Origin of the sequence: Bacteroides salyersiae (assembly GCF_031172035.1) — a bacterium.
GTDB lineage: Bacteria > Bacteroidota > Bacteroidia > Bacteroidales > Bacteroidaceae > Bacteroides > Bacteroides salyersiae.
Genome location: NZ_CP133452.1, coordinates 4,912,994 through 4,937,409, shown reverse-complemented (window position 1 = coordinate 4,937,409; position 24,416 = coordinate 4,912,994). Strand labels below are relative to the sequence as shown.

Annotated in this window: 32 protein-coding genes and 2 pseudogenes; 11 read left to right on the top strand and 23 right to left on the bottom strand. The window is 51.4% G+C overall.

The genetic code is table 11. The annotated features are described in order from the left end of the window. Positions 1-33: 33 nt before the first annotated feature. The 3 genes from rho to RB604_RS19000 form a co-directional block, all read right to left on the bottom strand. Entirely contained in the window at positions 34-2,109 is a 2,076-nt protein-coding gene (rho, locus tag RB604_RS19010) for a transcription termination factor Rho (protein ID WP_055294188.1), read from the bottom strand. Positions 2,110-2,584: 475 nt separating this feature from the next. Further along, positions 2,585-2,911: a hypothetical protein gene (locus RB604_RS19005; RefSeq protein ID WP_225720073.1), complete on the bottom strand. Its 327-nt coding sequence runs from the start codon at positions 2,909-2,911 to the stop codon at positions 2,585-2,587. Continuing rightward, positions 2,908-3,069: a hypothetical protein gene (locus RB604_RS19000; RefSeq protein ID WP_153868481.1), complete on the bottom strand. Its 162-nt coding sequence runs from the start codon at positions 3,067-3,069 to the stop codon at positions 2,908-2,910. The genes RB604_RS19005 and RB604_RS19000 overlap by 4 nt, the downstream gene beginning before the upstream one ends. 297 nt (positions 3,070-3,366) lie before the next feature. Here RB604_RS19000 and RB604_RS18995 point away from each other — a divergent pair, with 297 nt between their 5' ends. The 10 genes from RB604_RS18995 to RB604_RS18950 all read left to right on the top strand — a co-directional run bounded on the left by RB604_RS18995 (position 3,367) and on the right by RB604_RS18950 (position 7,626). After that, the gene (locus RB604_RS18995; protein WP_008645962.1) at positions 3,367-3,582 is read left to right on the top strand and encodes a hypothetical protein; all 216 of its coding nucleotides are present in this window, start codon (positions 3,367-3,369) and stop codon (positions 3,580-3,582) included. Between the two features lie 11 nt (positions 3,583-3,593). After that, positions 3,594-3,815 (top strand): hypothetical protein, encoded by a 222-nt coding sequence (locus RB604_RS18990; protein WP_005850431.1) that lies wholly within the window; start codon positions 3,594-3,596, stop codon positions 3,813-3,815. A gap of 12 nt (positions 3,816-3,827) precedes the next feature. Then, complete coding sequence (locus RB604_RS18985) at positions 3,828-4,424, top strand: hypothetical protein (RefSeq protein WP_008645966.1); 597 nt, start codon at positions 3,828-3,830, stop codon at positions 4,422-4,424. A gap of 16 nt (positions 4,425-4,440) precedes the next feature. Continuing rightward, the gene (locus RB604_RS18980; protein ID WP_008645968.1) at positions 4,441-4,863 is read left to right on the top strand and encodes a PcfK-like family protein; all 423 of its coding nucleotides are present in this window, start codon (positions 4,441-4,443) and stop codon (positions 4,861-4,863) included. Positions 4,864-4,865: 2 nt separating this feature from the next. After that, positions 4,866-6,155, top strand: coding sequence for a PcfJ domain-containing protein (locus RB604_RS18975; RefSeq protein WP_008645969.1), 1,290 nt, complete (start codon positions 4,866-4,868; stop codon positions 6,153-6,155). A 24-nt stretch (positions 6,156-6,179) separates the two neighbouring features. Further along, the gene (locus RB604_RS18970; protein ID WP_008645971.1) at positions 6,180-6,437 is read left to right on the top strand and encodes a DUF8466 domain-containing protein; all 258 of its coding nucleotides are present in this window, start codon (positions 6,180-6,182) and stop codon (positions 6,435-6,437) included. A 20-nt stretch (positions 6,438-6,457) separates the two neighbouring features. Further along, the gene (locus tag RB604_RS18965; RefSeq protein WP_008645973.1) at positions 6,458-6,691 is read left to right on the top strand and encodes a DUF3873 domain-containing protein; all 234 of its coding nucleotides are present in this window, start codon (positions 6,458-6,460) and stop codon (positions 6,689-6,691) included. After that, positions 6,688-6,933, top strand: coding sequence for a DUF6956 domain-containing protein (locus RB604_RS18960; protein ID WP_008645975.1), 246 nt, complete (start codon positions 6,688-6,690; stop codon positions 6,931-6,933). The genes RB604_RS18965 and RB604_RS18960 overlap by 4 nt, the downstream gene beginning before the upstream one ends. Positions 6,934-6,978: 45 nt before the next feature. Continuing rightward, on the top strand, positions 6,979-7,287 hold the full coding sequence (locus RB604_RS18955; protein ID WP_008151539.1) for a hypothetical protein: 309 nt from the start codon (positions 6,979-6,981) through the stop codon (positions 7,285-7,287). A gap of 117 nt (positions 7,288-7,404) precedes the next feature. Next, on the top strand, positions 7,405-7,626 hold the full coding sequence (locus tag RB604_RS18950; RefSeq protein WP_008645976.1) for a DUF7688 family protein: 222 nt from the start codon (positions 7,405-7,407) through the stop codon (positions 7,624-7,626). A gap of 63 nt (positions 7,627-7,689) precedes the next feature. Here the strand turns inward: RB604_RS18950 and RB604_RS18945 are convergent, their stop codons facing one another. The 11 genes and pseudogenes from RB604_RS18945 to RB604_RS18895 all read right to left on the bottom strand — a co-directional run bounded on the left by RB604_RS18945 (position 7,690) and on the right by RB604_RS18895 (position 16,874). Further along, positions 7,690-8,217 carry a glycoside hydrolase family protein gene (locus RB604_RS18945; RefSeq protein ID WP_032536910.1) on the bottom strand — a complete coding sequence of 176 codons (528 nt, stop codon included), beginning with the start codon at positions 8,215-8,217 and terminating at the stop codon, positions 7,690-7,692. Then, a complete protein-coding gene (locus RB604_RS18940; protein ID WP_008645978.1) occupies positions 8,214-8,717 on the bottom strand; it encodes a DUF3872 domain-containing protein in 504 nt (167 codons plus the stop codon). The genes RB604_RS18945 and RB604_RS18940 overlap by 4 nt, the downstream gene beginning before the upstream one ends. Further along, positions 8,714-9,616 carry a toprim domain-containing protein gene (locus RB604_RS18935; RefSeq protein WP_008645979.1) on the bottom strand — a complete coding sequence of 301 codons (903 nt, stop codon included), beginning with the start codon at positions 9,614-9,616 and terminating at the stop codon, positions 8,714-8,716. The genes RB604_RS18940 and RB604_RS18935 overlap by 4 nt, the downstream gene beginning before the upstream one ends. 10 nt (positions 9,617-9,626) lie before the next feature. Then, a complete protein-coding gene (locus RB604_RS18930; RefSeq protein ID WP_008645981.1) occupies positions 9,627-10,202 on the bottom strand; it encodes a conjugal transfer protein TraO in 576 nt (191 codons plus the stop codon). Between the two features lie 2 nt (positions 10,203-10,204). Beyond that, positions 10,205-11,191 carry a conjugative transposon protein TraN gene (gene traN / locus RB604_RS18925; RefSeq protein ID WP_008645982.1) on the bottom strand — a complete coding sequence of 329 codons (987 nt, stop codon included), beginning with the start codon at positions 11,189-11,191 and terminating at the stop codon, positions 10,205-10,207. 42 nt (positions 11,192-11,233) lie between these two features. Next, on the bottom strand, positions 11,234-12,583 hold the full coding sequence (gene traM / locus RB604_RS18920; protein WP_008645984.1) for a conjugative transposon protein TraM: 1,350 nt from the start codon (positions 12,581-12,583) through the stop codon (positions 11,234-11,236). After that, a complete protein-coding gene (locus tag RB604_RS18915; RefSeq protein WP_008645986.1) occupies positions 12,564-12,872 on the bottom strand; it encodes a TraL conjugative transposon family protein in 309 nt (102 codons plus the stop codon). Before RB604_RS18915 ends, traM begins: the two co-directional genes overlap by 20 nt. Positions 12,873-12,877: 5 nt before the next feature. Further along, the gene (traK, locus tag RB604_RS18910) at positions 12,878-13,501 is read right to left on the bottom strand and encodes a conjugative transposon protein TraK (protein WP_004308925.1); all 624 of its coding nucleotides are present in this window, start codon (positions 13,499-13,501) and stop codon (positions 12,878-12,880) included. Positions 13,502-13,531: 30 nt separating this feature from the next. Next, positions 13,532-14,536, bottom strand: a complete 1,005-nt coding sequence (gene traJ / locus RB604_RS18905) for a conjugative transposon protein TraJ (protein WP_008645989.1) — start codon at positions 14,534-14,536, stop codon at positions 13,532-13,534. A 3-nt stretch (positions 14,537-14,539) separates the two neighbouring features. After that, positions 14,540-14,953: pseudogene (locus RB604_RS18900) on the bottom strand (DUF4141 domain-containing protein); the annotation flags it as partial. A 115-nt stretch (positions 14,954-15,068) separates the two neighbouring features. After that, positions 15,069-16,874, bottom strand: a complete 1,806-nt coding sequence (locus RB604_RS18895; protein ID WP_032535361.1) for a reverse transcriptase/maturase family protein — start codon at positions 16,872-16,874, stop codon at positions 15,069-15,071. Between the two features lie 431 nt (positions 16,875-17,305). On the opposite strand from RB604_RS18895, the gene RB604_RS18890 reads away from it, so the two are divergent. Then, on the top strand, positions 17,306-17,446 hold the full coding sequence (locus tag RB604_RS18890; protein WP_005944145.1) for a hypothetical protein: 141 nt from the start codon (positions 17,306-17,308) through the stop codon (positions 17,444-17,446). Here RB604_RS18890 and RB604_RS18885 read toward each other — a convergent pair. From RB604_RS18885 to RB604_RS18845, 9 genes and pseudogenes are all read right to left on the bottom strand, one after another. Then, positions 17,440-17,652, bottom strand: a pseudogene (locus RB604_RS18885) (DUF4141 domain-containing protein); the annotation flags it as partial. The gene RB604_RS18890 and the pseudogene RB604_RS18885 overlap by 7 nt on opposite strands. A 23-nt stretch (positions 17,653-17,675) precedes the next feature. Then, complete coding sequence (locus RB604_RS18880; RefSeq protein ID WP_008645992.1) at positions 17,676-18,056, bottom strand: DUF3876 domain-containing protein; 381 nt, start codon at positions 18,054-18,056, stop codon at positions 17,676-17,678. 50 nt (positions 18,057-18,106) lie between these two features. Then, the gene (locus tag RB604_RS18875; RefSeq protein WP_032535928.1) at positions 18,107-20,611 is read right to left on the bottom strand and encodes a TraG family conjugative transposon ATPase; all 2,505 of its coding nucleotides are present in this window, start codon (positions 20,609-20,611) and stop codon (positions 18,107-18,109) included. Further along, the gene (locus tag RB604_RS18870; RefSeq protein WP_032535929.1) at positions 20,608-20,940 is read right to left on the bottom strand and encodes a DUF4133 domain-containing protein; all 333 of its coding nucleotides are present in this window, start codon (positions 20,938-20,940) and stop codon (positions 20,608-20,610) included. Before RB604_RS18870 ends, RB604_RS18875 begins: the two co-directional genes overlap by 4 nt. A gap of 10 nt (positions 20,941-20,950) precedes the next feature. Further along, positions 20,951-21,262, bottom strand: a complete 312-nt coding sequence (locus RB604_RS18865) for a DUF4134 domain-containing protein (RefSeq protein ID WP_008645602.1) — start codon at positions 21,260-21,262, stop codon at positions 20,951-20,953. A gap of 198 nt (positions 21,263-21,460) precedes the next feature. Beyond that, on the bottom strand, positions 21,461-22,189 hold the full coding sequence (locus RB604_RS18860) for a hypothetical protein (protein WP_008645601.1): 729 nt from the start codon (positions 22,187-22,189) through the stop codon (positions 21,461-21,463). Between the two features lie 21 nt (positions 22,190-22,210). Beyond that, the gene (locus RB604_RS18855) at positions 22,211-22,558 is read right to left on the bottom strand and encodes a DUF3408 domain-containing protein (RefSeq protein WP_008645600.1); all 348 of its coding nucleotides are present in this window, start codon (positions 22,556-22,558) and stop codon (positions 22,211-22,213) included. Between the two features lie 2 nt (positions 22,559-22,560). Next, a complete protein-coding gene (locus RB604_RS18850; RefSeq protein WP_005944168.1) occupies positions 22,561-23,001 on the bottom strand; it encodes a DUF3408 domain-containing protein in 441 nt (146 codons plus the stop codon). A 2-nt stretch (positions 23,002-23,003) separates the two neighbouring features. After that, positions 23,004-24,053, bottom strand: coding sequence for a ParA family protein (locus tag RB604_RS18845; protein ID WP_117969097.1), 1,050 nt, complete (start codon positions 24,051-24,053; stop codon positions 23,004-23,006). Between the last annotated feature and the right edge of the window lie 363 nt (positions 24,054-24,416).

Genomic DNA, 24,416 nt, shown 5'->3' with positions numbered 1-24,416 from the left:
CCGTGTCTGCTCTGAAGTTATGATAATCATCTTTTAGCTATTCATGCTCATCAGGAATTCGTCATTGTCTTTAGTCTTTTCAAGACGGTCTTTTACGAAATCCATCGCTTCTATCGGGTTCATGTCCGCCAGATACTTACGTAATATCCACATACGGTCGAGTGTAGTCTTATCAAGCAGCAAATCATCACGACGTGTACTTGAAGCCACAATATTAACAGCCGGGAAGATACGTTTGTTAGATAAGTTACGGTCGAGTTGAAGTTCCATATTACCGGTACCTTTAAATTCTTCAAAGATAACCTCATCCATTTTCGAACCGGTATCGATCAATGCGGTTGCGATAATGGTCAGCGAACCTCCGTTTTCGATATTACGGGCCGCACCGAAGAAACGTTTGGGTTTATGCAGTGCATTGGCATCCACACCACCCGAAAGTACTTTTCCGGATGCCGGTGAAACAGTATTGTAAGCGCGTGCAAGGCGAGTGATGGAGTCTAAGAAGATGACAACATCGTGTCCGCACTCTACCAGTCTTTTGGCTTTTTCAAGTACGATGCCTGCAATTTTTACGTGGCGCTCTGCAGGTTCGTCGAAAGTCGATGCAATAACTTCTGCGTTTACGCTACGTGCCATGTCCGTTACTTCTTCCGGGCGCTCATCGATAAGCAACATTATCATGTATACTTCCGGATGGTTGGCGGCGATTGCGTTGGCAATATCCTTCATAAGTAATGTCTTACCTGTTTTAGGCTGTGCTACGATCAGTGCACGTTGGCCTTTACCGATCGGAGAAAACAGGTCTACTACACGTGCAGACATAGAATCGGAATATCCCCCTTTGCAAAGTCTGAACTTTTCGTCCGGGAAAAGGGGAGTCAGGTGATCGAAAGGAACGCGGTCGCGTACAAATGCTGCATCACGTCCGTCTATTTTCGATACCTTTACTAATGGAAAATATTTTTCGCCTTCTTTGGGCGGACGAATTACACCTTCTACTACATCTCCTGTTTTCAGACCAAATAGCTTGATTTGTGATTGGGATACATAAATATCATCCGGAGATGAAAGGTAATTATAGTCCGAAGAACGTAGGAATCCATAACCATCCTGCATGATTTCCAATACGCCTGTACCGGTCAGGATGTCATCGAATTCATAAGGCTTTTCACGCTCTATGACTTTACGTTCCGGTGCCGGTACATTTTCACCTGCATTTTGTTGTTGCGCAGGTCTCTGCATAGGCAGACGGGGATTGTTGTTATTTCTTGGAGCGTTATTATTATTGTTAGCGTTATTATTGCTGTTATTATTATTGTCACGTGGACGTATAACACGGGGGCGCGGTTGGTTTTGCGCTTGTTCAGGGGCAGGAAGGGTGATTGTTTCAGCCTTGGTCGATTCGAATTTACCGAATAATTCAGTTGGTAATTCTACTTTTTCAGATGGAAGATCTTCTATAGGAATGAAGTCGTCATCAGAGCTTTCCGACAGGATTTTACTTTCTTCATCAACAACGGCCGGAGCTTTGGGCTTGATAATCGGTTTGGAAATCGGTTTAGAAGCAGGCTTAGAGATTGGTTTGGAAGCCGGTTTCGCTTCCGTTTTCTTTTCTTCTTCCGCTTTCTTGGTTTCCGTTACCACCACTTCTTTTTCTTCTTTAGCGACAGGCTGTTCTTCTACCGGTTTGTTTACTACCGGATTTTTGCGTGGACGTCCTACTTTCTTTTTCGGAGCGGCTGCAGGAGTCTCTGTTGCGGGAGTAGCGGTTTCTTGTTTTACAATAGCGGCTTCTTGTGCTTGTGCTTTAGTTGCCGGAGCCGGTGCAGTTGTTTCTGCCTTGGTTATCTCACCGTTTTTGGTAGCAGAAAATACTTTGTTTTCTTTCTTCACTGCTACGCGTGACCGTTTTTTCTTGTCTTCGTTTCTTTCCTCTTTCAATTTATCTGCCGCAACTTTCTTAGTAGCGCCGGCGATAGCTTGTTCATCAAGGATTTTGTAAACAAGTTCTTCTTTTTTTAGTGAGTCTGTCTTTTTTATACCCAGTTCGTGGGCAATAGTTTGTAGTTCCGACAAATCTTTGTCGTTCAATTGGATAATGTTATACATACAGTATAGTAAGTTATTAATATTTTTCTGTTCAGCTGAAATATGAACAACACAACAGGACTTCACTTGTCACTGGTCATGTGAACATATGCTTTAAATTATGAATCTGGGATATTTCTGTTGAATTGGATATCTGGTTGTTTCCCTCTGGTGAGAAATAGCAGAGTGTTTCAACGGCGCAAAGATAATAAATAATTCTGGTTTCATAAATAAATCATCATTTTTTTCATTTAAAAGTGTATCTTTGTGTGCTGAAGTTACGAAAAGAGTGTAATTTATTGGAGCTGAGCGTAGGTTAATTGCTCATGATAGTAATAGGTTACGATTTAGTTAGTTATCTACTGCATCATCCTTCTGCGCGTTGCGTAACCTTCAAAGAACTCTTCGTATGCAAAAGTAACAATAAAACGGGAGATTTTGAAATGAATCTCCCTAATTTTTTTCTTCTCATACAAGTTTTTCCGTAAAAGCGATTTTATCCGTCGGCACACCATCGTACAAAAGGATTTTGAACGAACGTATGCCGACTGCCGCATAAGCGGAGAAAAGGGCTTTGCATCACGCCTAAACAACAGTTTAGACTGATGATGCAAGGCCCATTTCTTTTGTGCTTATGCCAAAGAGGTGCTTTTACGGGTTTCTGACGATTTTTCTTTTTTGCTGTTCCTTTGAGCCGTAAGCGGAAAGCCGTGTCTGACCGCCCGATCCATGAATGGAACAAGCCGTCACACACGGCAGGCAAACCGGGAAGAATGATTTTATCCGTCAGACCGGACACGCTCGGCCAAACATATAAAATCATACTTCCTTGCCGGTGGTTTGCCCGGTTTCACGCCTCCGGCAGTGTCCCTTTTCCTTTTGGCGTTTTCCCTTTTTCACGGATTTCTCTTTCGAAGTTTTCCTGTCCAATCTGCCTCCACTTCCGTTTACCTCCATTTTCGCATCTTTCAGGGAGCGCATCAGGTTGTCATTTCCGTTCTGGGCGCAAAGGTAATTCCGGGATTGGACGGGAATGCAAGGTCAAGCCTCCTGTTTTCGGAAAAAATCTCCAGCCCTATGGGTAGTATTTTTCCCGAAAAACCTTGCATCCCCTAATCCCTACCTTTTCAAGCACCCGAAACGAAAACGACCGATGCGACAGAAAGACGCATAAAAAAAATGTCGGATAAACGAGAGGCAGATAAGATAGTTTGAAACTCAACTCCCTCAACTCTTGAATCCGCATTAAAAAAACAAAAAATCAAAAACAGCGAAAATATGACGGCAACGGCAAATTTCAGACAAATGGCGCAGTACATAGGGCTTGCGATATGCGGCTTGATTGTGCGCACCGCCTTCGTGGTGTTCGGCATCCTTTGGGGCATCATTAGAGAGATTGTAAACGGAGTGTTCCGAGTGGCGATAGGCGTAATCGTGGCTATCCTTTCCGCAACCGCCTTCTTCGGTTTCATCCTTTGGTTATTCACCCTTTAACCCTTACCGACATGGCAAAGAGAAGCAGCAAAACGGCAGCGCAGCAATGCAGATACTACGAGGTGGACAACATCTTCGTGTACATGGTGGAAACGTACATCAACGGCAACATATCCGTGTTCCGTGAACTCTACCGAGAACTGAACAAGGACGCACGGAGGGACTTTACAGACTTCCTTTTGAGCGAAGTGCAGCCGACCTATTGGAGAGAGATACTGAAACAGACCATCTAAAATGACAGCGATATGAGAACGATAACAAGGACATACGACCTATTCCAATTAGCCGAACTCTCCGCAGCAGCGAGAGATACCGCATACAATGAATGGCTACGCACTTTTGAATACGGTTGGGACAGTGACAACCGCAACACGCTGGAAGCATTTGAAAGTGTGTTCAAAGTCAAAGTGAACGATTGGAGTTACGACACGTGCCGTTATTCCTACCGTTTCACCTCACGTTACAGCGGAAAAGAGGAGGAACTCTGCGGCATACGGCTTCTGAAATACATCGTCAATAACTATTGGCACATCCTATTCAAGCCGAAAACCTATTACCTCAAAGGAAATTTCAATAAGCAACGTAGAAGCCGGATATTCACGGATAACTGTTGCGTACTGACAGGCTATTGCGCAGACGAGGACATCCTGCGACCCATCTACGACTTTCTGAAAGCCCCCGACACCCGAACCACTCTGTACGACCTCATGGACAAGTGCCTTGACAGCTTCTTCAAGTCGTGCCGTGACGATATGGAATACCAGTGCAGCGAAGAGAGTTTTGAGGAGAGTTGCGCAGCCAACGACTACGAGTTTTTGGGAAACGGAAAAATGTATAACTGATAAAAACGACAGCGATATGAAAGGAACAGAACATTTCAAGAGAACGATACAGATGTACTTGGAGCAACGTGCGGCGGAAGATACGCTCTTTGCCAAGAACTACCGCAACCCTGCCAAGAACATAGACGATTGCGTCACCTACATTCTCAACTATGTGCAGCGGAGCGGTTGCAACGGCTTCACGGACGGGGAGATATTCGGGCAAGCAGTCCACTACTATGACGAGAACGAGATAGAGGTGGGCAAGCTAATCCAATGCCAAGTGGCGGTGAACCACGTGGTGGAACTCACGGCAGAGGAAAAGGCGGAAGCACGGCAGAACGCACTCCGCAGATACCAAGAGGAGGAACTCCGCAAGTTGCAGAACCGCAGCAAGCCGAGAACCGCCACCAAAGCGACCGCACAAGAAGTACAACAACCCAACCTATTCAATTTCTGATTATGAAACCGAGAACACCCATACAGCAGGAAGTCGCACGATTGAGCGAGCGACTGCCGAAATTGACCGCCACACAGAGGGCATACGCTTTCCGCCATTGCTTCAAGCATTACGCCATCAAGAGGGCGGACGGCACGAACATCTGCACCGAGTGCGGACATTCGTGGAAAAGTGAACACGACCTTGCGGACACCGTTTGCGGATGCACATGCCCGGATTGCGGCATGGAGTTGGAAGCGTTGCGCACCCGAAAGAGGGTTTTCAACGAGAACGAGTATTTCTGCATCATCACCACCTGCAAGCAGTACCAAGTGATACGCTTCTTCTTCGTCAAATCCCGATACAAGGCAGGGCAGGCAGCCGAGTATTCCATTTATGAAGTGGTGCAAAGGTGGATTTCGCCCAAAGGCACAACCGTCACTGTCGCCCGACTGCGAGGAATGTCCATACTTTACTACGACCTATGGGCGGAATACAGCGACATGGAGGTACGCAAGAACAACAAACTCCGTGCATACGATATAAACCCCGTCTGCACTTATCCCCGACAGCGTTTCATTCCCGAACTGAAACGCAACGGCTTCAATGGCGAATACCACAACATACTGCCTTACGACCTTTTCACGGCTATCCTTTCCGACAGCCGATCCGAAACGCTGTTGAAAGCAGGGCAATATCCCATGTTGCGCCACTATATCCGCAGTTCCTTTGACATAGAGAGGTATTGGGCATCCGTGAAGATATGTATCCGCAACGGCTACACCATTGCTGACGGCTCCATGTGGCGTGACACCATAGACCTCCTGCGGCTTTTCGGCAAGGACACGAACAGCCCGAAGTACGTCTGCCCCTCCGACCTCAAAGCCGAACATGACAGACTTATGCACAAGCGCAACAAGGAGATAGAGCGCAAGAAATTGGAGGAACGCATCCGCCAAGCGAAGAAACACGAGAAGGCATACCGCAAACTCAAAGGCATATTTTTCGGCATAGCCTTCACGGACGGCACTTTGCAGGTGCGTGTGTTGGAGAGCGTTGCGGAGTTTGCAGCGGAAGGGACGGAACTGCACCATTGCGTGTTTTCCAACTCCTATTTCCTTGAAAAGAACTCCCTTATCCTATCCGCAACCATTGACGGCAAGCGCATAGAAACGGTGGAGGTTTCCTTGAAGACATTGGAAGTGGTGCAAAGTCGTGGCTTGCACAATTCCAATACCGAGTACCACGACCGCATTGTAAACCTTGTGAACAGCAACGTGAACCTTATCCGCCAGCGGATGGAAGCGGCATAGTATCAACCTATAATACCCAATAGTATGGAAGTAAGAATTGAAAGCATGGTTTGTCTGTGGGACGATAAAATCCCCACGATGTTCATTGAATTTGTGAACCTCCTCACTCTTGCAACGAGTGAGGGGCAGTTAAGACGGAGTGTAAAGGACTTTGCCGAGAAGCACGAACTTGACAGGTTCTTCCTTTACGGCTTCGGCTCCCACCATTTCTACCTGCACCAACGCTATACAAGCGACCCCGAAATGGTGATGCGCAACAGAGTTTTGTCAGTACATTTTTAACCACTCTAAAATCAACGATTATGGCAACACGAATGACCATCAACGGAATAAGCACCTGCACTGAAGCAGGTACGGAGAAATACGAGCGTTTCCAATTAGGTATCGGCAGACGCAAGCGGACACTTGTGCAGTACGACTACCGCCATCCCACAAACGGAGAGTTGTTCTCTTGTGTCAAACCCACATTGGACGAGTGCCGAGCCGCACGGGACAAGTGGCTCACGGCAAAGGAAGAAAAGGAGGACAGACGATGAACGCAGCCTACCAAACGCTGATAGTGAAGTTCAGCGAGCCTATCAAAGTATTGGACGGTATCTTTGACGATGCCGAAGCGTGGGGAGTTGATACCCTAAAAGGGTGGATAGACGACTACGAGAGCTGCAGGTTTACCGCCATTGACAGCCATACGGCAGTCATCACAAGCGAGTACAATATGGAGTGCCTGATGGAATGGCTGAAACGAAACACACCCATTGCCGAGATAACAGAATGTTAAACAAGTTGGCGGTATCCGCACCGCCAACCTAAAACCAAGAAAAGCATGATAGCAAAGACGATTTTACAGCAAATAGGCGGCAGACGCTTTGCCGCCATGACGGGAAGCAAGGACTTTATAGACATGGGCAACGGCTTACGCATGAGCCTTGCGAGGAACAAGACGAGCGCAAACCGCCTTGACATCATCTACGATGCCGGCTTAGACCTTTACAATATGCGTTTCTACCGCAGGACGTTCAGTAAAAAGACATTCGAGTGCAAGACAAAGGATATAGCAACGCACGAGGGCATATACTGCGATATGCTGGAAGAAATGTTCACGATGGTAACGGGACTCTACACCCGTTTTTGAGTGGCGGCGGCGAAAGCCGCCCTACTTTCTTTCGGTGAGCATGATGGCGGACAAAGAAAGTAGCAAAGAAACCGCTGTCCCAATCTACGATAGTATTCACAAAAACAAGTTTTAATCATGGAAGAAATCAGACAGAACGGAAAAATCATCCTGTACAGTGATGACGGAACAAGCATAAGGATGATTTTCAAAAACCTCACGGGGAGGAATTTTCAAGGTCAGGAATATGCGGAGTATATCCGGCATATCGCAATCGGGGAGATGGGATTTTTGCCCGGCATCATAGAGCATTGCAGGAACGGTGAAGTAATCGGCAAAGGAAAAATCCCGAATGTATGAAAAGCGGAAAATCCGATGAAGTTGCGGCTTCATCGGATTTTCATTTGTCAGGCATTTGCCATGTTACGGAATGTACAGCAGCGCAAACTCCGCCTTTCTCCGTTTGAGCAGCATGGCGTGCCGTTTACCCTTGTAGTTGCAGAAAGCGATATATTCCCGGTAAATGTTCCTGTCGCCAGCCTCCAGCTTTCGGATCAGTTTGCTTTTGGGTATCTTCCCGCTCCCCAAAAGCCGGTATGGACCGACATTGTAGGCGAGCGTGGCAAGGAGCAGACTGTCACGCCCGAACTGGCGGAACATGGCGCAGAACTTCCGCAAGTCTTTCCGCAGAAGCGCGTCCGCCTGTCGCTTCGTCATGGTGCGTGCCGAATACCTTTCCCCCGGCTGCAACCGGTGTCCATACCCCACATACGGGTGATGTTTTTCCGAGTGCCAGCCTTCAAAATACTTCGTACACCGAACTGCCCACTCGAAAGGCGGCAGGCGGTAGATTGCCGCCTGCCCGTCCGTCCCCTTCTGACGGCTGTCCCGTGCGGACACGGAGCAGACCGCCAGCAGCGAACAGAGGATAGCCATGAATACACGCATCATCTTGGCAGAGGTTTGTAATTGCCTATGGGGATGACGGTCTGAATGTCGTCCTTCACGTTCCGGTTGTTGAAGTCAAATTCCAATTCGTAGGAATTTTTGAAATTGTCCTCCACCACCACGATGAAGTTGTGCGCCTCGTCGCCATCTGCCGTGTAGTACAGCCTGAACTTATCGTTTTCAAGCAGGTAGCGGTCGTTGGGCAGGAAGGTAATGCCGCCCGCCATCTTCAGCGTGCCTTCCCCCTCGAACTGGAAATACCGGATGGTGTAGAGCGTGTTGGCAAATTCGCCCGTCCTTTTCAGCTCACAGCGGATTTCCACCGTCTGCCCCTTCGTGACCTTGTTCGGCACGGGCATGGTTTCCACCGTGAAGGGATAGGATTGCTGGATGTCCATGTCGTCATCGCACGATGCGAGCGTGAGCGACACGGCGGCGAACAGGCAGAGTGCCAACGCCTTGAAGATGGATATTCTCTTGTTCTTGTTGTTCAGTATGTTCATTGTCCTTTGATTTTTAAGTTATTGTTCATTTCTTTTTTTGCTGTCAGTTGCAGATACTCGTTCAAGTCCTTGCAACCGTCATAGAGTGCGGAACGGTCACAGACACGTCCGCCGTAGTGTCCTTTGAGGGCTTCCAGCGTCCTCCGCCCGGCTTCGTCACGGTCGAGGAAGCAGTCGATGCGTCCATACCCGTCTAAGTGTTTCACCGCCTTACCCACGTTGGCGACGGAGTTCAGCACAAGGCTGTCGCCATTGCCGCCTATGCCGAGTGTGTCAGCGGACAAAAAGTCCATGAAGCCCTCGAACACGCTGCATACGTCAGAGGCGGTATCTTCCGGTTTTATCAGTGACACATCTTTCGGTGGTATGCAACCTTTGAATAGTTTGCTCCTGATTTCATAGCCGCCCGCCACGTTCGGGAAACCGATTGTGAAATACCGCTTTCCACGCACGCCATAGTTCAGGCGGCAACAGTGGCGGTATGCAACGGCATAAGGGATGCCCCGTTCCGCCAGATACTCTGTTAATGGTGAGCGGAGCAGTGGGACGGCTTCCACCCCCTCAAAGGCAGGTTCGGACGGTTCCGGCAGGTACAACGGCTTTTCCGATGCGACAAACGGCATACGGGCGGTTTCCGCTATGAATCTTGCCTGCGCCATGAAGTCACCGCTTCGGGCAAACTCCCCGGCAAGCGTGAAGATGTCACCGCCCTTGCCCAAACCGAAGTCGTACCAGAGCTGTTTCGCCACGTTCACACGGAAAGAGGGGGTGCGTTCACTGCGGTACGGCGCACGATACCACAGCTCGTTTCCGCTCCTCCGTACAGGCTCATGTCCCAACCGTGCGAGAAAGTCCGCGAGGGATATTTGCCTCATGGCGTCTATATTGGTCCCTTCCATGCGGCGTGTGTCAGTTGATGACGAACTTGATGCCCAGCCCCCATTGGCAGTGGAACTTCTTCGTGTCGCCACCCCACAGGCAACGCTCCCGGAGGTTGGCGAGCAGGGCGATACGGTCAGCCACGTAAAACTCCACATCGAGCGTCAGCGCACCGCCGTAGATGAAGGCGTCCCGGTCATGCAGCGTGGAGCCGTCATACAGCACCTTTTCGCCCCAATTCACCGATTCATACCCGGCGAGAGCCGAAGCCCCCGCATAGACGAACACGATTTTGCGGGCATCGGAAAGTATCTTGAAATAGTAGCCGCCCTCCGCCGTGAACTGCGCCACAGGTATGGAAGTGTCCTTGTAGGGGCTCTTTTTCAGGAGATACTCACCTCCGAATACCCATTTGTTCCCCTTCTTCGTGTAAGTGGAGAGAGCAGCCCCTAAACTGTACCCGCCGTCGTTGCCGCCGGGTTTGAATCCGTCCGCCAGATTCGCCCTTACCTCGATGCCCTGCATCTTCGGCAGGCATCGCTGGGCGTGCGCCTGCCCCGTGAACAGGGCAAGCGACGCGATGATTATTGCGATGTACTTTCTCATGGTCAGCGCACTTGAAGTTCGTTGATGGTATTGGCGCGCACCAAATCCTCGTTCTCGATCACGAAGGACTGGTGACGACCGCCGTTCTTCTCGTTCAGTTCCACAACGAGGCACTTGCCGTCGGGTATGGTGAACTTCGCCATCGTGAAGACCGTGCGTTCGCTTTTTTTGCCCGGCACGAGCGTGGCGTAGTTCTGCGCGCGAAGCGGCAGGATGATACGCTCCTGCACGGCGGTACGCTTCGCCACCTTCTTGTCCACGATTTTCCACGTGATGTAGTCCACATCGAAAGGCACGTTGCTCTGGTTCCTGATTTCCGTGTGGAAATACAGAAGCCCGTTGTGCGTGTAGATGCCTTTCAGAAGGTACTGGATGCCGAAACGCTTGCAGCCGATATGCTTCACCTCACGCTTGTTCTGCTTGTGGATGGACTTCATGATAAGGCGCACCAGCATGGGACTTTCACTGCCCAGCTCTTTCAGGTAGATTTCCTGCGCGTTGTTCGGACGGTTCACCGCCTCGCCGTCATGGATGAAGTCGCACATCTCCACGTTGAGCAGCAGCGGTTCGGCGGCGTACTTCACGTTGAAGGTGTAGAAACTCCCGTCCTCCGTGATTACGGACATGTTGGTTTCGTTCGGGAAGTTCCTCACGGTTGCCTTCACGCGGATGACGTTCTCCGCACCGTCGGCTTTGCCCGCAATCAGATCGGGCGAGCCTAAATCGACATAGCGCACTTCCGCCGGGAAGATGACATGCACGGTCTTGTCGTAGGTCACTTCCAAGCCGTGCGGGGGGACCATGCGGTCAAAGCCCAGCTTTCTCGTCAGACCGTGATACAGGTCTCCGTCCGCTTCTTTCTGCGGATAGACCTCCTTTGTCAAGGTCAGTTGGTCACTTCTGTTGGGCGTTTCAACGGTTACGTTTTCCTGCGCGTTGGCAGTTGCGATGCCCATAGCGAGGGCAAACATCATGATTACTTTTCTCATTACTTTGGATTTTTAGTGGTAAATAAAAATTTGATTGTTTCCTTAATTCACTTCCTGATAGAGCATGACCCTGTACCCGGCTTTCAGATGCACTTTGACGGTACGCATCTTCTTGGCAATGTACTGGCTCGTGCCTTGTATCAGTCCTTTTCCCAAGTCGGAGGCAAGCTGCGCCCCGGCATTGGTGGAGATGTTGATGCTGCTCCCCAGCGAGCCGCCCATGTTGGCGGCAACCTCCCGGACAGCGTTCATCTCCATCGAGTTGGGTATGAATATGCCGGGCTGCCCATCCGTGTCATAGACCTCCAACTCCACCGGGATAACCGTGCCGTCGTGTTCCAGCGAGGTGATTTCGATGGCAAGCCGTTCACCCTGAATCTTGGCTGCGCCGACCACCACCGCATTACGGGGGATGATCCTATCAGCTACCGCCATCGGCTCCAACAGCCGTAACCTGACCGCCTGCCCGTCCGTCACGCTCTGCGCCCCATAGACACATGCCGGTATGGTGTTCCTGTCCGATACGGTCGTGACACCCACCGCCGTGTTGAAACTGCGGTTGCGTTCCTGCGAGAAGGAAGCGACAAACTCGGCATTACTCATGGGCTGTCCGAGCGAGGACACCACCTGATGCGTCACCTGCCTTACGGGTTTTGCCGTGTTCTTTCCGGCTTTCTGCACGGGGGACGGCTCTGCGGTCTGTCCCGCTGCCGCCCGCGTGCCGTTCTGATTTCCCATGTACTTCGCCGCCAGCTCGTAGGATTTTTCCATGAGTGCCACCTGCTCGTCCATCGTGGAGCTTCTCTCTTTTCCGCTTTCCAGTTCGGATTCGAGCGTGGCGATGCGTTCCAGCAGTTCGTCCATCTCCGCATTGTCGTTTTTCGGCTGCTCGTAGAAGTTGCCGAGCGTGGCATTGAGGTCGCGGTAGGCGGCTGCCGAGGACTGGATGGTCTTCGGTGCGGGTTTCTCCGCCTCTTCCGTTCCGCCGGGATTGGCAAGGTCGAAATCGCTGTCCCTATCCGCTGCCGCCGTTTCGCGGTCGAACAGGTCGCCCAACTGCTGCATGGCGCGGCTGCGGTTCTCCTGCCGTTCCTCCATTGCCCCCTGCTCGTAGGCTTTCGCCTTGTCACCGATAATCCGGCGGTTCTCCTTGTCCGCATCGGGCATCTCGATATTGTAGCCGCCTGTTCCCGGCTCCTGCTCCTTGCCGGAGGACGGGGCGAATATCAGCCACATCGCCCCGATGAATACCAGCACCATAGCGGGAAGCACTATCATTTTCTGGCGTTTCAGCCGTTGGGCTTCGGTCAGCGGCTTGCGCTCCTTTTTCGGCTTGCCGTTACCGGGAGCCGCCTTGTTCTCGTTTTTTGGTTCATTCTTCGTCTGTTCCATATAAATAAGGTATTACATTGTGATTGTTATCCGGCTTCACGGACAGTTCCACCTGTCCGGCATGGTCTATCTCCATCCGGCTGCCGTCATTCCTGCCGATGTCATACACGGCTTTGCCGAAGGTGTAGAGGGCAAGTGCGGCGAATGCGGCGAGCATTGCCAGCACGATGCGCCTGCGTATCTTCGGCGGCAAGCCGTCCAGATAGCCCTTGAGCCTTGCTATCAGCATTTTCTTTTTATCGTGGAGTTTCCAATAGGTACTCCATAGTGATTTTCCGATTCCTTTCATGCCTGTTACCTTTTGATGGTTTGTAAATCCTTGTTCTCGATGATGGTGAATCCCTCGATGGTGAAACCGTTGGGGTTGTCGTCCGAACGGGACGAGTTCAAGAGGCGGCAGGTGGTCACGAGGCTGCGCTCGGTGACGTTGCTCTGCCGGATGATCTTCTGCGTGGCGTAGGTCACGGCACGGTAGGGATAGCCGTTGAAGTCGCACACCACGCTGTCCACCTTCAGCACTTGGTTGATGTTACCGGCGATGATGCGGTTGTAGTACCCCTTCTCGGCGAAGTCCGAATAGTAGTTGTACACGCTCTTGTCCGCCAGCAGCAACGCACGCTTCACGTTGTGTTCTATCGCGCTCTTTTCGGGCGAGAGCGTGAAGAACAGCTCGTGGAAGCGGCGCACATGCTCCCTCGCTTCCGCCGGACGGTTCTGCGAGAGGTCCTGCGAGAGTGCCAGCATCAGCGACTTGCCGTTGTCCAGCACATAGATCTTCTCACGCTGCCGCTCCGCGAAGCGGTAGGAACTCCACACGCTCCATACCGTTATCACGGCGCACAGCGAGAGGAAGACGATACCGAACAGGCGTATCTGCCGGAACGATGATTCGATGTTTTTAAGTGATTTGAATTCCATTTTACTTTTCCGTTTATAATTGCACATTGATTATTTCAGCAGTTTCCCGGCACGTCCGACCATGTTGCCTGCGGCTGCACCCGCCACGCTGCCCGCCATGCTTCCGGCGCGTCCCGCCATCTGGTTCACGTTGCGCCCGTAGCCGCCCATGCCCCCGGCTTGGATGATCCAGCCCGCCACCGTCGGAATGGTGAAGTAGCCGATGATGCCGATTATCATGAACACGATATACACCCCGTCGCTGGAATCCAGCGAGAAGTTGGGGTCGGTCTGCATGCGCTCGATGTCGCTCTGGAGCATCAACACCTGAATCTTGGCGAGTATGGTGCTGAATATGTCCGACACGGGCAGCCACAGATAGACCTGTATGTAGCGGCATATCCACTGCGTGAGCGTGCTTTGGAAGCCGTCCCACACCGATATGGCGAAGGCTATCGGACCGAGTATCGCCAGCACCACGAGGAAGAATGTGCGGATGGTGTCTATCACGAGGGCGGCGGCTTGGAACATCAGTTCCAGTATCTCGCGGAAGAAGTCGCGGATGCCCTTCTTCATCTTGTACATCCCCCGGTCGATATACATCCCCGCCATCGTCACCATGTCGGAGGGCGACCAGCCCAATTCCTCCAGTTGCTTGTCAAACTCCTCGTTGGACACGAGGTAGGCGGTTTCGGGATTGCGCACCATCGCCTCGTATTCCAGCCTGTCCTTCTGCTCCCGGTACTTGTTCATGTCCAGCGTCTGCGTTTCGAGCAGTTTCGCCGTGCCCTGCACGACGGGCGAGAGGACGCTGTTTATCGTGCCAAGCACCACCGTAGGGAAGAACATGATGCACAGACCGATGGCAAATGGGCGGAGCATCGGGAAGACGTCTATCGGTTCGGCTCTCGCCAACGACTGCCATACCCGGTAGGCGACATAGAAGAGCGCGCCCAGCCCGGCGATGCCTTTCGCCACGCCCGCCATGTCAGCGCACAGCGGCATCATCTGCTCGTAGAGCGAGCGGAGAATCTGGTGAAGGTTGTCGAACTCCATAGGCTACCAGTATCTTTCGTTCATGCTCCCGTACAGCCCCATGATGCGGTCGAGGTCGTTTTTCTTCTTCGCACGCAGGTAGCTCACGCTGATGTTCTTGTTGGTGTAGTAGCTCACGAGGTTGCGGTAACGCTTCATCTTGGAGTGGCAGCGTTCCACCACGTCCATGCGCTCCTTGTCCGTCATGGAGAGCGTGGTGATGTTCACCACGTTCTTCAGCTCCGTCAGCACGTCGTTGGATTCTTCCAGCAGCTTCGTGTACCCAAAGGCGATGGCTCCGAGTTCCTCCACCGTGAAGTTGTCGTCGCGCAGCATCTTCTGGAAGCTGGTCACGTAGATGTCCGTGATGTCGCCTACCATCAGGATGGTCTGCTGCACCTTGCGGGCGTCCTTGACCAGATTGTTCACCGATTTGAGGGGTAGGCTAAGCATCCAACGCCCTGCCGTATTACTACGGTGGGTTTTCGGAAGCTCGCCCCCAAACCGGACGTACACGTCTCCGCGTATCCGGCTTTCTACTAATAATATCAATCTATTCATTGTTACTGAGTTTTTTGTAACACTTACCACATATGGCAATAGTCTTTCGTTTGCGAGCCATCATTTGTTTTTCGCAGGTAGTTTTCCCTTGAAGATTTTTTAATTTTCTCACATGGTGCATCACTAACTTATCGACTGCTCCACATAATTCACATTTTTCCGCTTTCAGCCTATCTATAAGACTTGTGTTTGTAGGATGATATGTGAATTTGGGCAAGTTGTCTAAATCCTTAATGTTCATTGGATTTTTCTTTTTGAACCCACCATGATAAAAGGTCAAGTCTTTGGCAGTACCGTTCTTTAAATAGTATCTAACTGAAAAAAGTCCATTCTTGGTGTACTTTTTTCGGATTTGCGACATCGTTGTCCGATATTTCTGCGCAAATGTTTTGTACATACTATATTTCATGATATACCCAAGTTTTGACAGACTACTACAATTATTAGCCAAACAATAGTAATTGTAAATGCCCTTTATTTCCTTGTTGTACCTGTCAAGTATCTCAAAGTCATTGTTGTTTGAAAGTTTGGGACGGGATTTTGCTTTCCAATACTCCTTGCCGTTGTGTATCTTTATTTCTAAAACACGATATTCGAGCAACTTTTTCTTAAACGTATCCTTTCCAAGTGCCAATTGTATCCTCTTATTGAAGACACGTCTTAGTACTCCGTATTTGCTTCTTTTGGTGTCATTGGATTTCCTTACAAAAATCTCATATCCGAGAAATTTTGCAGCGTTTTCAGCATGGGTGATAAGTGTTTTCTCATCAGACAGTGTAAGAGCTAACTTTTCATAGAGGAAGTTCTTTATGTCCTCTTTGATGATGATAGCATCTTGTTTACTGCCAATAATTCCAATTAGAAAATCATCCGCATATCTCACATATTTGAGTTTTCTGTAGTTCATATCCATTTCGTCACCATCAGAATACTGCAAACCTTCTTTTTGATAAGCCTTATATTGTCTTATCAATTCTGACCTTTCACTTTTGTCTTTTACCACTTTCAACTTTTTCAGAATACGGTGTCGTTTGCCTTCAAGTGATACTACCTGTTTAGTTCTTTTCCGTTCTTTCCCCTTATCAAATTTTCCAGTGTATTCCTTCATGAATTTATCCAACTTATCAAGGTATATGTTTGCCAAGATAGGGCTGACAATTCCGCCTTGCGGTGTTCCGCTGTAGGAGTTATGAAAGTTCCAGTCTTCGATATATCCTGCATTCAGAAATTTTCTAATCAAGCGAATAAATCTTTCGTCAGCGATACGTTCTTTCAGAATACCTATCAGTATCTCATGATTGATATTGTCGAAAAATCCCTTAATATCACCTTCTACGAACCATTTCACGCCCGAAAATGTCTTCTGAATATCAGACAAGGCAGTGTGGCAGCTTCTTAGAGGTCGGAAGCCATGTGACGTTTTTTCAAACTGTCTTTCATAGATGGCTTCCAATATCATTCTGACCACTTCCTGCAATAATTTATCATTAAAAGCTGGTACACCTAATGGACGCATTTTCCCATTTTTCTTTGGGATATACATCCGTTTTGAGGGTTGGGGCTGATAACTCTCATCTTTCAACGATGTTATCAGTTGTTCAATTCGGTTCAGGCTCATTTGGTCAATGGTTTTCCCATCTGCACCTGCTGTCATATTGCCCGGTTTCGCATATATGCGTTGGTAGGCAACGTAATACATTTCCTCATTGAAAAAGATACGGTACAAGCGTTCAAACTTGTAATTCAAATTTTCACTGTGTTCCGTTAGACTGTTTAATACATACTCTGGACTTCTCATAATGTCTCTCACATTTTCCGTTATTTGCATTAAAATTATTAGCTGCTTCCCTTCGCCATGTACAGGGCTTTCCCCTGCTCAGACTACTACGGAAGCTCCGTTGCCTTGTCGGATTTTCATAGGTCTGTACCTAATAGCCTTGCGGCGTTCCGATTTAGGCAATCCCCGTTTACGATATAATAACATGGCTATGATAGATTGTCGGATATGACTTCCGCCCGTTACCGCTTACTGCGGTTGTGCCGTAATTTGTTCCTGCCTCTACTACACGACGCTCGCAACAGAGGTATTACGGTATAGCGAGTTAAGTTATCTTTCACTATAAAACATACTGGGTTCACTTGGACTATCATTCAATCAGTTTGGATTTTATCCTCGTATCTATCTGTTTCATCTCACCATTCAGTTGCAATTTGATAACTAATTGACTTATGGCTTTCCAGCGTGCTATACTCCCTGCCGTCCTTTCGTGGGCAGATAAGCTGGTGATGATAGGTAAATATTGGAACACTTACCTAATAGCTTGCCAATGCTACATTTATTATATCGCCTATACGGGCGCACCGTCGTAATACTTCTTGCCCTGCTCGTAGATTTTCACCGTTTCCTGAAAGTTGTTCACCATGTTGGCGGCGGTCTTCGAGGTGTGGATGATGTTCTTCGAGGCGTTGATGATGCCCTGCGCCAGATTGCCCGGATCGCTCACGACCCATTGGGCGGAAGCCCTGCCCGCGAAAAGCAGGCACAGGCAGATGGCGAATGTTATTCTTGTTCTCATGTTTCTTTGGATTTTAGCGGTTCTTATTTTTCTGCCGGAGTTTCCGGCTGCTGCTTCACACGCACGTAGTCCCCGTTGGGTGAGAAGGTCAGCACGTCGGAGGCTTCGTTATACGCCACGTCGATGCGGAAGCCGGTGTTCATGAACAGGTTGCCGTTCTCCTCCTGCAAGAGGTAGGTTTCCGGTTTCAGCTTGCGGCGGATGCCGCTCCGTTTGAATACCGTCACCTTGTAGGCTTCGCCCTCCTTGTAGATAAGCACGTCGGGCTTGCCCTCCACGCTTTCCCAGTTCCCGCACAGCAGGTCGCGGCGGTTCTCCGCCACGTCGCAGGATTGCAGCACCATGACCGCCAGTCCGATCAGACACTTGCTGACTTGCAGCATCTTCATTCTTGATATGCTCATACGCTTTTCTTTTTTTCGTTGATAAATCTGTTTTACCGATTATTGATTACTTATTTCTTGTTTCTCCGCCTTTCGGCAAGCTGCCGGATGGCGGCTTCGATGTCTCCGCCCAGCTGCTCCGCCAGACGGTACACCTCCACCTTCTCCGTTTCCTCGGTGGTGTACGCCAGATACTCTTCCGCGCTCACCTCGGTGGCATAGACCGCCGACTGCGTGCCGCCCAAGCCTATCCACACCTCCTTGTAGAGCCGTGAGGGGTTGTTCGCCATGTTGATGGAGAGTATCTGCGACTTCTCCTTCTCCGTCAGTCCGAGCAACGCCTGAATCTGGTCGAACTTGTTCATGTACTTGCGCTGGTCAAGAAGTATCTTGCAGTCGGAGTTGTTGATGATGCTCTCCTTGACGACGGGCGAGGAAATGATGTCGTCCACCTCCTGCGTCACCACGATTGCCTCACCGAAATACTTGCGCACCGTCTTGTACATATAGCGCAGGTAGTCAGCCATATTTGCCGACGAGAGAGCCTTCCAAGCCTCTTCCACGATAAGCTGCTTTCTCACGCCCTTCAACCTGCGCATCTTGTTGATGAAGGCTTCCATGATGATGATGGTCACTACCGGGAACAGTTCGCGGTTGTCCTTGATGGAATCGATCTCGAAGACGATGAACCGCTTGCCCAGCAGGTCGATGTTCTCCGCCGAGTTGAGCAGGAAGTCGTAGCGTCCGCCCCGGTAATACTGCCGCATGGTGGTAAGCATGTTGTCGATGTTGAAGTCCTCCTTCTCCACCTTGATGTCACGCTCCGCCAGTTCCCTGCGGTAGTCGTCGCGCATGTACTCGTAGAAGGTGTTGAACGAGGGGACGATGCTCCTGTCTGCCCTGATGCGCTCGATGTAGGCACTCACGGCACTGCCCAATTCTCCACTTTCGGTTTTCGTCACCTTGTCGTCCTCCGACTTCCAGAGCGTCAGCAGCAGCGTCTTTATGCTGTCCTTCTTTTCCACGTCGAACACGTAGTCGTCGGTATAGAACGGGTTGAAGCTGATGGGCTTCTCCTCCGTGTAGGTAAAATACACGCCGTCCGTGCCGCCCGTCTTGCGCCGTATCATCTCGCATAGCCCCTGATAGGAGTTTCCCGTGTCCACCAATACCACATGCGCGCCCTGCTCGTAGTATTGCCGCACGAGGTGGTTCATGAAGAACGACTTGCCACTGCCCGAAGGACCCAATACGAACTTGTTACGGTTCGTGGTGATGCCCCGCTTCATCGGCAGGTCACTGATGTCGAGGTGCAGCGGCTTTCCCGTGAGCCTGTCCACCATCTTGATGCCGAAGGGCGAGAGCGAGCTGCGATAGTTGGTTTCCTCCGTGAAGAGGCACACAGCCTGTTCGATGAAGGTGTGGAAACTCTCTTCCGCCGGGAAGTCCGCAGCATTGCCGGGCATAGCCGCCCAATAAAGTGTCGGGCAGTCGATGGTGTTGTGGCGCGGCACGCACTCCATGCTTGCCAGCTGGCTGCCCACGTCGTTCTTTATGTGTTTCAGTCCCTCCGCATCGTCGCTCCACGCCATGACGTTGAAGTGCGCCCGCACCGAGGTCAGCCCGTAGGAGTGCGCCTCGTTCAGGTAGCGGTCTATCCACTCGCGGTTGATGCTGTTGCTCCTCGAATAGCGCGAGAGCGACTGCATATTCCTTGCGGACTTCTCGAATTTTTGGAGGTTCTCCTCGCTGTTGTCGATAATCACGTACTGGTTGTAGATGTGGTTGCAGGAGAGCAGCAGCCCCACCGGGGAGGCGAAGGAGAGGCGGCAGTCCGAGCGGTCGGTGGAGAGTTTCTCATACCGGGTGTCGGTAGCCACCGTGCCGGGCAGGTCTTCCGCGTCGGACAGGGTGTGCAGGCACAGGCGGTTGTCACCGATGCGCATCTCCCTTGCCGAGAGGTCGATGTCCTGCAACGTGGCGTCGCCTTCGGGCATGAGTGAGAAGTAACGCTCTATCAGCCCGGCTTTGCCGTCCGTCCCCACGATCTCGTCGGTGGAGAGGCGGCGCAGCCTGACGAAGCCGCTGTCGTTGATGATGCGCTCGAACTGTTCCGCAGCCTCCATGAACTTCGCGGCGGTTTCCTTATTCAGCTCCTTCGGGATAATATGCCCCCGGCACAGCGTGCTGAAATTGCTCTGCATCCGGTTACGCTCCTTTGTCGTCTTGGTCAGGTAGAGGTAGCACGTGTGCTTCAGGTACGGACGCTCGTTGAAGTGACGCTCGAAAGAGCGGCTCAAAAAACTCATGTCGTCCTTGTGAAGTTCCGGCGTGTACTTCTCCTTGATGAACCAGTCCTGCTTGTGGACGACGGAGAAGTCCGGCAGCACCTTGATCGCCTTGCACCAGCAGCCGTGTATCGCCTCGTACTCCGCGCCCGTCACGGTATAAAGCTCCGGCAGCTCCACCTCGAAAGCCACCGTGATGTCGGCGTCTTTGGATATGATGCAGCCTTGCTCCACCGCCATTAGCGGGAATTTGTTTTCCAGTGTTGTCATTTTGGATGTATTCCTCATGTCGTTTCTTCCTTTCGTTTCCGTTTGAATAATCGGGTGATCCGCCGCCGGTTGATAAGGTATCGGGGATGGCTCCTTGTTGCCCCTAATTTCATCAGTCCGTGTTCGCCGTACCGGGCGTTAAGCGCGAAGGTCTGCCATACGAGGACGGAGGACGATGCCACGCCGAAGCCGATACATATCCACTGGTCGATGCCGACCATGTAGAGGATGATGAACAGGACGAAGAGAGCCAGCAGACCTCCGCAGAAGATGAAGAGGTACTGAGCCTTCAAGCCCTTGAACTCTACCGGACGGCCGATACCCTTGTTTATCGGGTATTCAGCCATACATTGTTTATTAAAGGAAGAATGAGCGCAGGATGGTGGCGGCGACAATCAGGAAGATGCACGCCCCGAACCACGAGGCGGCAGTCTTGGAGGTGTCGGGATCGCCGGACGAGAATTTCCCGTACACTTTCACGCCCCCGATAAGCCCGACTACCGCGCCGATGGCGTAGATGAGTTTCGTGCCGGGGTCGAAATACGAACTCACCATAGAGGTGGCTTCGTTGATGCCCGCGATGCCGTTTCCCTGCGCGAAGGCGGAGGCGGTTGCGGCAATAAGAAGTGCCGCAGATAGGATAAGTTTCTGTCTGTTGTTCTTGTTCATAAACTGTTCTTGTTTTGTGCCGTCAAAAGGGTGGATGGTCCTTTATCGGGCGGTTGATACTCGGTTACTTTTCTTTGGTTTAGTGGGCTGCCCGTTTGTTTCTACGGACTTGGGTGTGTCCGTTGCGGACCGGACGTGCCTTGCGCTTCCTCGCCGCATGGGTGTAATTTTACATTTTCATTACCATTTCTTTTTTCGTTATACATAGTCGCGGATGTCGAAGTCCTCAATATTGTCCGGGACGACAAAATCCTTTTTCGGCTTCTTCAGCCGGATTTCGATAAGCCCCTTGATGCGGATGCTCATTTCGGACGAGCCGGTCATCAGCTTCTCGTACAGCTCCGTCCCTTCCATGTCGGTGAAGACCTTTGCCGCCCGCTCCCGTTCCGTCGCTGTCGCTTCCGGTTTTTTGGCGGTTCTGACCGCATCGTCTATCTCGTCGAAACTGCTTCCCGATGCCCTCGGCGCGTCGGGCGTTTCTTCCTCCGGCTCGTCCTCCCCGAACTCCAGTTCCGAAGGCGTGAGGCTCGTGAAGGTTTCGTCGAGTTTATCCTCCGGGACTTGTGCGGGACGGGACACGGTTTCCGTGTTTCCGTCGTCAAAAGTAGCCTCTTCCTCCGTCAGCTCAATGCCTTTTTCCGAAGTGGCGGCTTCTTGCGTCGGTATGGCAGCGGTTGTCCGGGTCGGTGCCATCCTGAAACGGCTCTTGCCGATGATGTCCGGGGTGTCTGCGGGCGGTGTTTCCCTTACTGTTTCGGGCTTTGCCGCAGTGCCGCCCAACGACCGCCACAGTCCGGCTATGCTTCTGAGGAAGCGGACAAGTCTGGTTTCCATGATCCTGTCATAAAGGAGCAGGAACAGAAACCACAGGTTGCAGCCGACCGATACGGTCAGCAGAATATCAGTCATGCTTATTGTTTCACTCATGCACGTTCTCTTTTTTGAGGGTTAAAATACTGCGTCGTAATTCCGGGCGTAAAGGCTCTTTATCGCCTCCTCGCACTGGTTGAAGTGGTGCGTAAGCACATGGTCGATGTAGGCGGACAGCGACAGCCGGTCGTGCCCGATCACACGGGTGATGCGCATGATGCGGTCGTGGTACTCCGGGCGCACATACGCCATCTTTCCCTCGCGTGCCTTCACTTCGGCTTCACGGATGAACAGCCGTTCATAGTCCTTCTCACCGCATTTGCCGCCTAACGGCACGGGGGACAGGATTTCCACACTCGCCTGCACTTGGGCAAGCATACCGCCGCCGTCATGCTGCGGACTTCTGTTTTTCCGGTTCTTTTCCATATTCAAATCAAGTCTTCACGTTGTTTCTTGTACAGTTCGTTTATTTTCTCCTTGTGCTGTTCCAGATGTTGGCGCAGCACGGTGTCCACGTAGCCGCCTACCGAGATTTCACGCCCGGCGATGTCGTTCACGATTTTGAGAATCTTGCTGTGGACGTCACGGCTGATATAGACGCACTGGCGCGTCTTTATCTCGTTGCGGCGGAGGAACAGCCCGGAATAGTCGTCCTCCTGCCGTTTGCGGCGGACGGTGTCCCTCTGCGGTTTTTCCTTTGCCGTGTATTGCACGGGCGGCGGTTCCGTCTCAGGGACGCTTTCTTCTTCGGGAGCAGGCGCGGGCGGCTCCTGCGCGTGGTACAGGGTCCCGTCCTGCCTGCGTCTGCCGATGGAGGCTATCAACAGTTCCTCGTCAATGCCTTCGGTGTTCACTTTCCTGCTGCCCATGATTATTGAGGTCTGATGATACGGCTTATCTCTTCCGAGAACTCACGGATGCCGCTTCCTTTCAGCAGGGACGCATCCATCGGGAAGATAGTCGAGCGGAACACGCTCTTGCGCTCTTCCGAGAGGTCGCGCCGGAACTTCTTGCTGTCGGGCAGGCGGGTGGACAGCACCGGCAGCCCCATCTCGGCGATCACATCCTCATACAGGTCGTAAAGCCCGTTCTTCTCCCTGCCGTCCACCATCGTCCAGAACAGGTACAGCCCTTTTGTTTTCGCCTGTCCCGTCGTCATGAGGTTGTCACGGAACATCACGGCGAATTGCAGGGTGCTTTCCACGACAAAACGGTCGGCACTCATGGGCGCGAAGATGTAGTCCATCTGCGAGAGGGTCTTGACCACGCCGTTGCTTTTCAGGGTTCCCGGCATGTCGAAGAACACGACGTCGGGTTTCACCTCTTCTGCGGCAAGCATCCTTTCGGCGTCATCGAGGGCGTCAAGGGCGTCGCTTGCGATGACCGGATAGGCGTTCTTCCTTATCTTGCGGAAGTGGTCACACGCGAGTGCCTTGAAATAGAGGCTCCCGCCGATAAGTCCCGTTTCACGTTCACGCAACCCGTGTATGCTGTGCTGTGGGGCGTCGCAGTCTATGACGGCGACATTGTGTCCTTTCACGTTGTGGAGGTAGTTGGCGGCAAGTGCCGTGACGGTGGATTTGCCGATACCCCCTTTCTGTGTTGCGAATGCAACGAATGTTTCATTACTCATGGTTCTGTTGGTTTTAATGGTTGATGAATTGTTTTCCTGCTCCGATACGGAATCGGTGACATGTATATCCGCATCCGCGAATCTCCGCCCGTCCGGTTCGTCACGTATCCGCTTCAACGGTGAGGCAGGGATTCGGATAACTGGTGAATGACGACATTGCGTCATGAAGTCATTGAATCCGTGAATCACCGCGTCATTGGAAAGCCGGGTATCCGAAGGTTCGGGTATCCGGTCAGGAAAATAGCCGCCGAAGCGGTTTGCCGGGTATTTGAAAGCCTCATTTTTCATATCTTCAAATTGTTCGTTTCTTGAATCATGCTGCAAATAAACAAGGATATTTTGGAACCTGTACCACTTCCCCGGCAAGTGGCGGCATGTTGCGCCGGTTGGCACTGATTGTCCGGGTCAAGCCTCTGTCCGATACCGCTTTAAGGGCGTAACTTTGCACCCGAACGGCAGGGTTCGCCGCAGGTGGTGCAGCCCGGAGTTTGAAAGGCATTCCCCCAATCCGTCCCCGACGGATTTTTATGTTCGCCTGAACATAGCAAGATGTCTTTTCAGCCGCTCAAAACGTTTTGAGCAGCCACGAAAAGCACTTGCCCTTGCAGGGGGCGGGCTTCCTCTCCGAAGTCGGGAAGCCTTTCAAACCTG

Excerpts from the sequence above, each read along its gene's own strand:
- rho (WP_055294188.1), bottom strand. The coding sequence starts at position 2,109 with ATGTATAACATTATCCAATTGAACGACAAAGATTTGTCGGAACTACAA.
- RB604_RS19005 (WP_225720073.1), bottom strand. The coding sequence starts at position 2,911 with ATGATTTTATATGTTTGGCCGAGCGTGTCCGGTCTGACGGATAAAATC.
- RB604_RS19000 (WP_153868481.1), bottom strand. The coding sequence starts at position 3,069 with ATGCGCTCCCTGAAAGATGCGAAAATGGAGGTAAACGGAAGTGGAGGC.
- RB604_RS18995 (WP_008645962.1), top strand. The coding sequence starts at position 3,367 with ATGACGGCAACGGCAAATTTCAGACAAATGGCGCAGTACATAGGGCTT.
- RB604_RS18990 (WP_005850431.1), top strand. The coding sequence starts at position 3,594 with ATGGCAAAGAGAAGCAGCAAAACGGCAGCGCAGCAATGCAGATACTAC.
- RB604_RS18985 (WP_008645966.1), top strand. The coding sequence starts at position 3,828 with ATGAGAACGATAACAAGGACATACGACCTATTCCAATTAGCCGAACTC.
- RB604_RS18980 (WP_008645968.1), top strand. The coding sequence starts at position 4,441 with ATGAAAGGAACAGAACATTTCAAGAGAACGATACAGATGTACTTGGAG.
- RB604_RS18975 (WP_008645969.1), top strand. The coding sequence starts at position 4,866 with ATGAAACCGAGAACACCCATACAGCAGGAAGTCGCACGATTGAGCGAG.
- RB604_RS18970 (WP_008645971.1), top strand. The coding sequence starts at position 6,180 with ATGGAAGTAAGAATTGAAAGCATGGTTTGTCTGTGGGACGATAAAATC.
- RB604_RS18965 (WP_008645973.1), top strand. The coding sequence starts at position 6,458 with ATGGCAACACGAATGACCATCAACGGAATAAGCACCTGCACTGAAGCA.
- RB604_RS18960 (WP_008645975.1), top strand. The coding sequence starts at position 6,688 with ATGAACGCAGCCTACCAAACGCTGATAGTGAAGTTCAGCGAGCCTATC.
- RB604_RS18955 (WP_008151539.1), top strand. The coding sequence starts at position 6,979 with ATGATAGCAAAGACGATTTTACAGCAAATAGGCGGCAGACGCTTTGCC.
- RB604_RS18950 (WP_008645976.1), top strand. The coding sequence starts at position 7,405 with ATGGAAGAAATCAGACAGAACGGAAAAATCATCCTGTACAGTGATGAC.
- RB604_RS18945 (WP_032536910.1), bottom strand. The coding sequence starts at position 8,217 with ATGATGCGTGTATTCATGGCTATCCTCTGTTCGCTGCTGGCGGTCTGC.
- RB604_RS18940 (WP_008645978.1), bottom strand. The coding sequence starts at position 8,717 with ATGAACATACTGAACAACAAGAACAAGAGAATATCCATCTTCAAGGCG.
- RB604_RS18935 (WP_008645979.1), bottom strand. The coding sequence starts at position 9,616 with ATGGAAGGGACCAATATAGACGCCATGAGGCAAATATCCCTCGCGGAC.
- RB604_RS18930 (WP_008645981.1), bottom strand. The coding sequence starts at position 10,202 with ATGAGAAAGTACATCGCAATAATCATCGCGTCGCTTGCCCTGTTCACG.
- traN (WP_008645982.1), bottom strand. The coding sequence starts at position 11,191 with ATGAGAAAAGTAATCATGATGTTTGCCCTCGCTATGGGCATCGCAACT.
- traM (WP_008645984.1), bottom strand. The coding sequence starts at position 12,583 with ATGGAACAGACGAAGAATGAACCAAAAAACGAGAACAAGGCGGCTCCC.
- RB604_RS18915 (WP_008645986.1), bottom strand. The coding sequence starts at position 12,872 with ATGAAAGGAATCGGAAAATCACTATGGAGTACCTATTGGAAACTCCAC.
- traK (WP_004308925.1), bottom strand. The coding sequence starts at position 13,501 with ATGGAATTCAAATCACTTAAAAACATCGAATCATCGTTCCGGCAGATA.
- traJ (WP_008645989.1), bottom strand. The coding sequence starts at position 14,536 with ATGGAGTTCGACAACCTTCACCAGATTCTCCGCTCGCTCTACGAGCAG.
- RB604_RS18895 (WP_032535361.1), bottom strand. The coding sequence starts at position 16,874 with ATGAGAAGTCCAGAGTATGTATTAAACAGTCTAACGGAACACAGTGAA.
- RB604_RS18890 (WP_005944145.1), top strand. The coding sequence starts at position 17,306 with ATGGCTTTCCAGCGTGCTATACTCCCTGCCGTCCTTTCGTGGGCAGAT.
- RB604_RS18880 (WP_008645992.1), bottom strand. The coding sequence starts at position 18,056 with ATGAGCATATCAAGAATGAAGATGCTGCAAGTCAGCAAGTGTCTGATC.
- RB604_RS18875 (WP_032535928.1), bottom strand. The coding sequence starts at position 20,611 with ATGAGGAATACATCCAAAATGACAACACTGGAAAACAAATTCCCGCTA.
- RB604_RS18870 (WP_032535929.1), bottom strand. The coding sequence starts at position 20,940 with ATGGCTGAATACCCGATAAACAAGGGTATCGGCCGTCCGGTAGAGTTC.
- RB604_RS18865 (WP_008645602.1), bottom strand. The coding sequence starts at position 21,262 with ATGAACAAGAACAACAGACAGAAACTTATCCTATCTGCGGCACTTCTT.
- RB604_RS18860 (WP_008645601.1), bottom strand. The coding sequence starts at position 22,189 with ATGAGTGAAACAATAAGCATGACTGATATTCTGCTGACCGTATCGGTC.
- RB604_RS18855 (WP_008645600.1), bottom strand. The coding sequence starts at position 22,558 with ATGGAAAAGAACCGGAAAAACAGAAGTCCGCAGCATGACGGCGGCGGT.
- RB604_RS18850 (WP_005944168.1), bottom strand. The coding sequence starts at position 23,001 with ATGGGCAGCAGGAAAGTGAACACCGAAGGCATTGACGAGGAACTGTTG.
- RB604_RS18845 (WP_117969097.1), bottom strand. The coding sequence starts at position 24,053 with ATGAAAAATGAGGCTTTCAAATACCCGGCAAACCGCTTCGGCGGCTAT.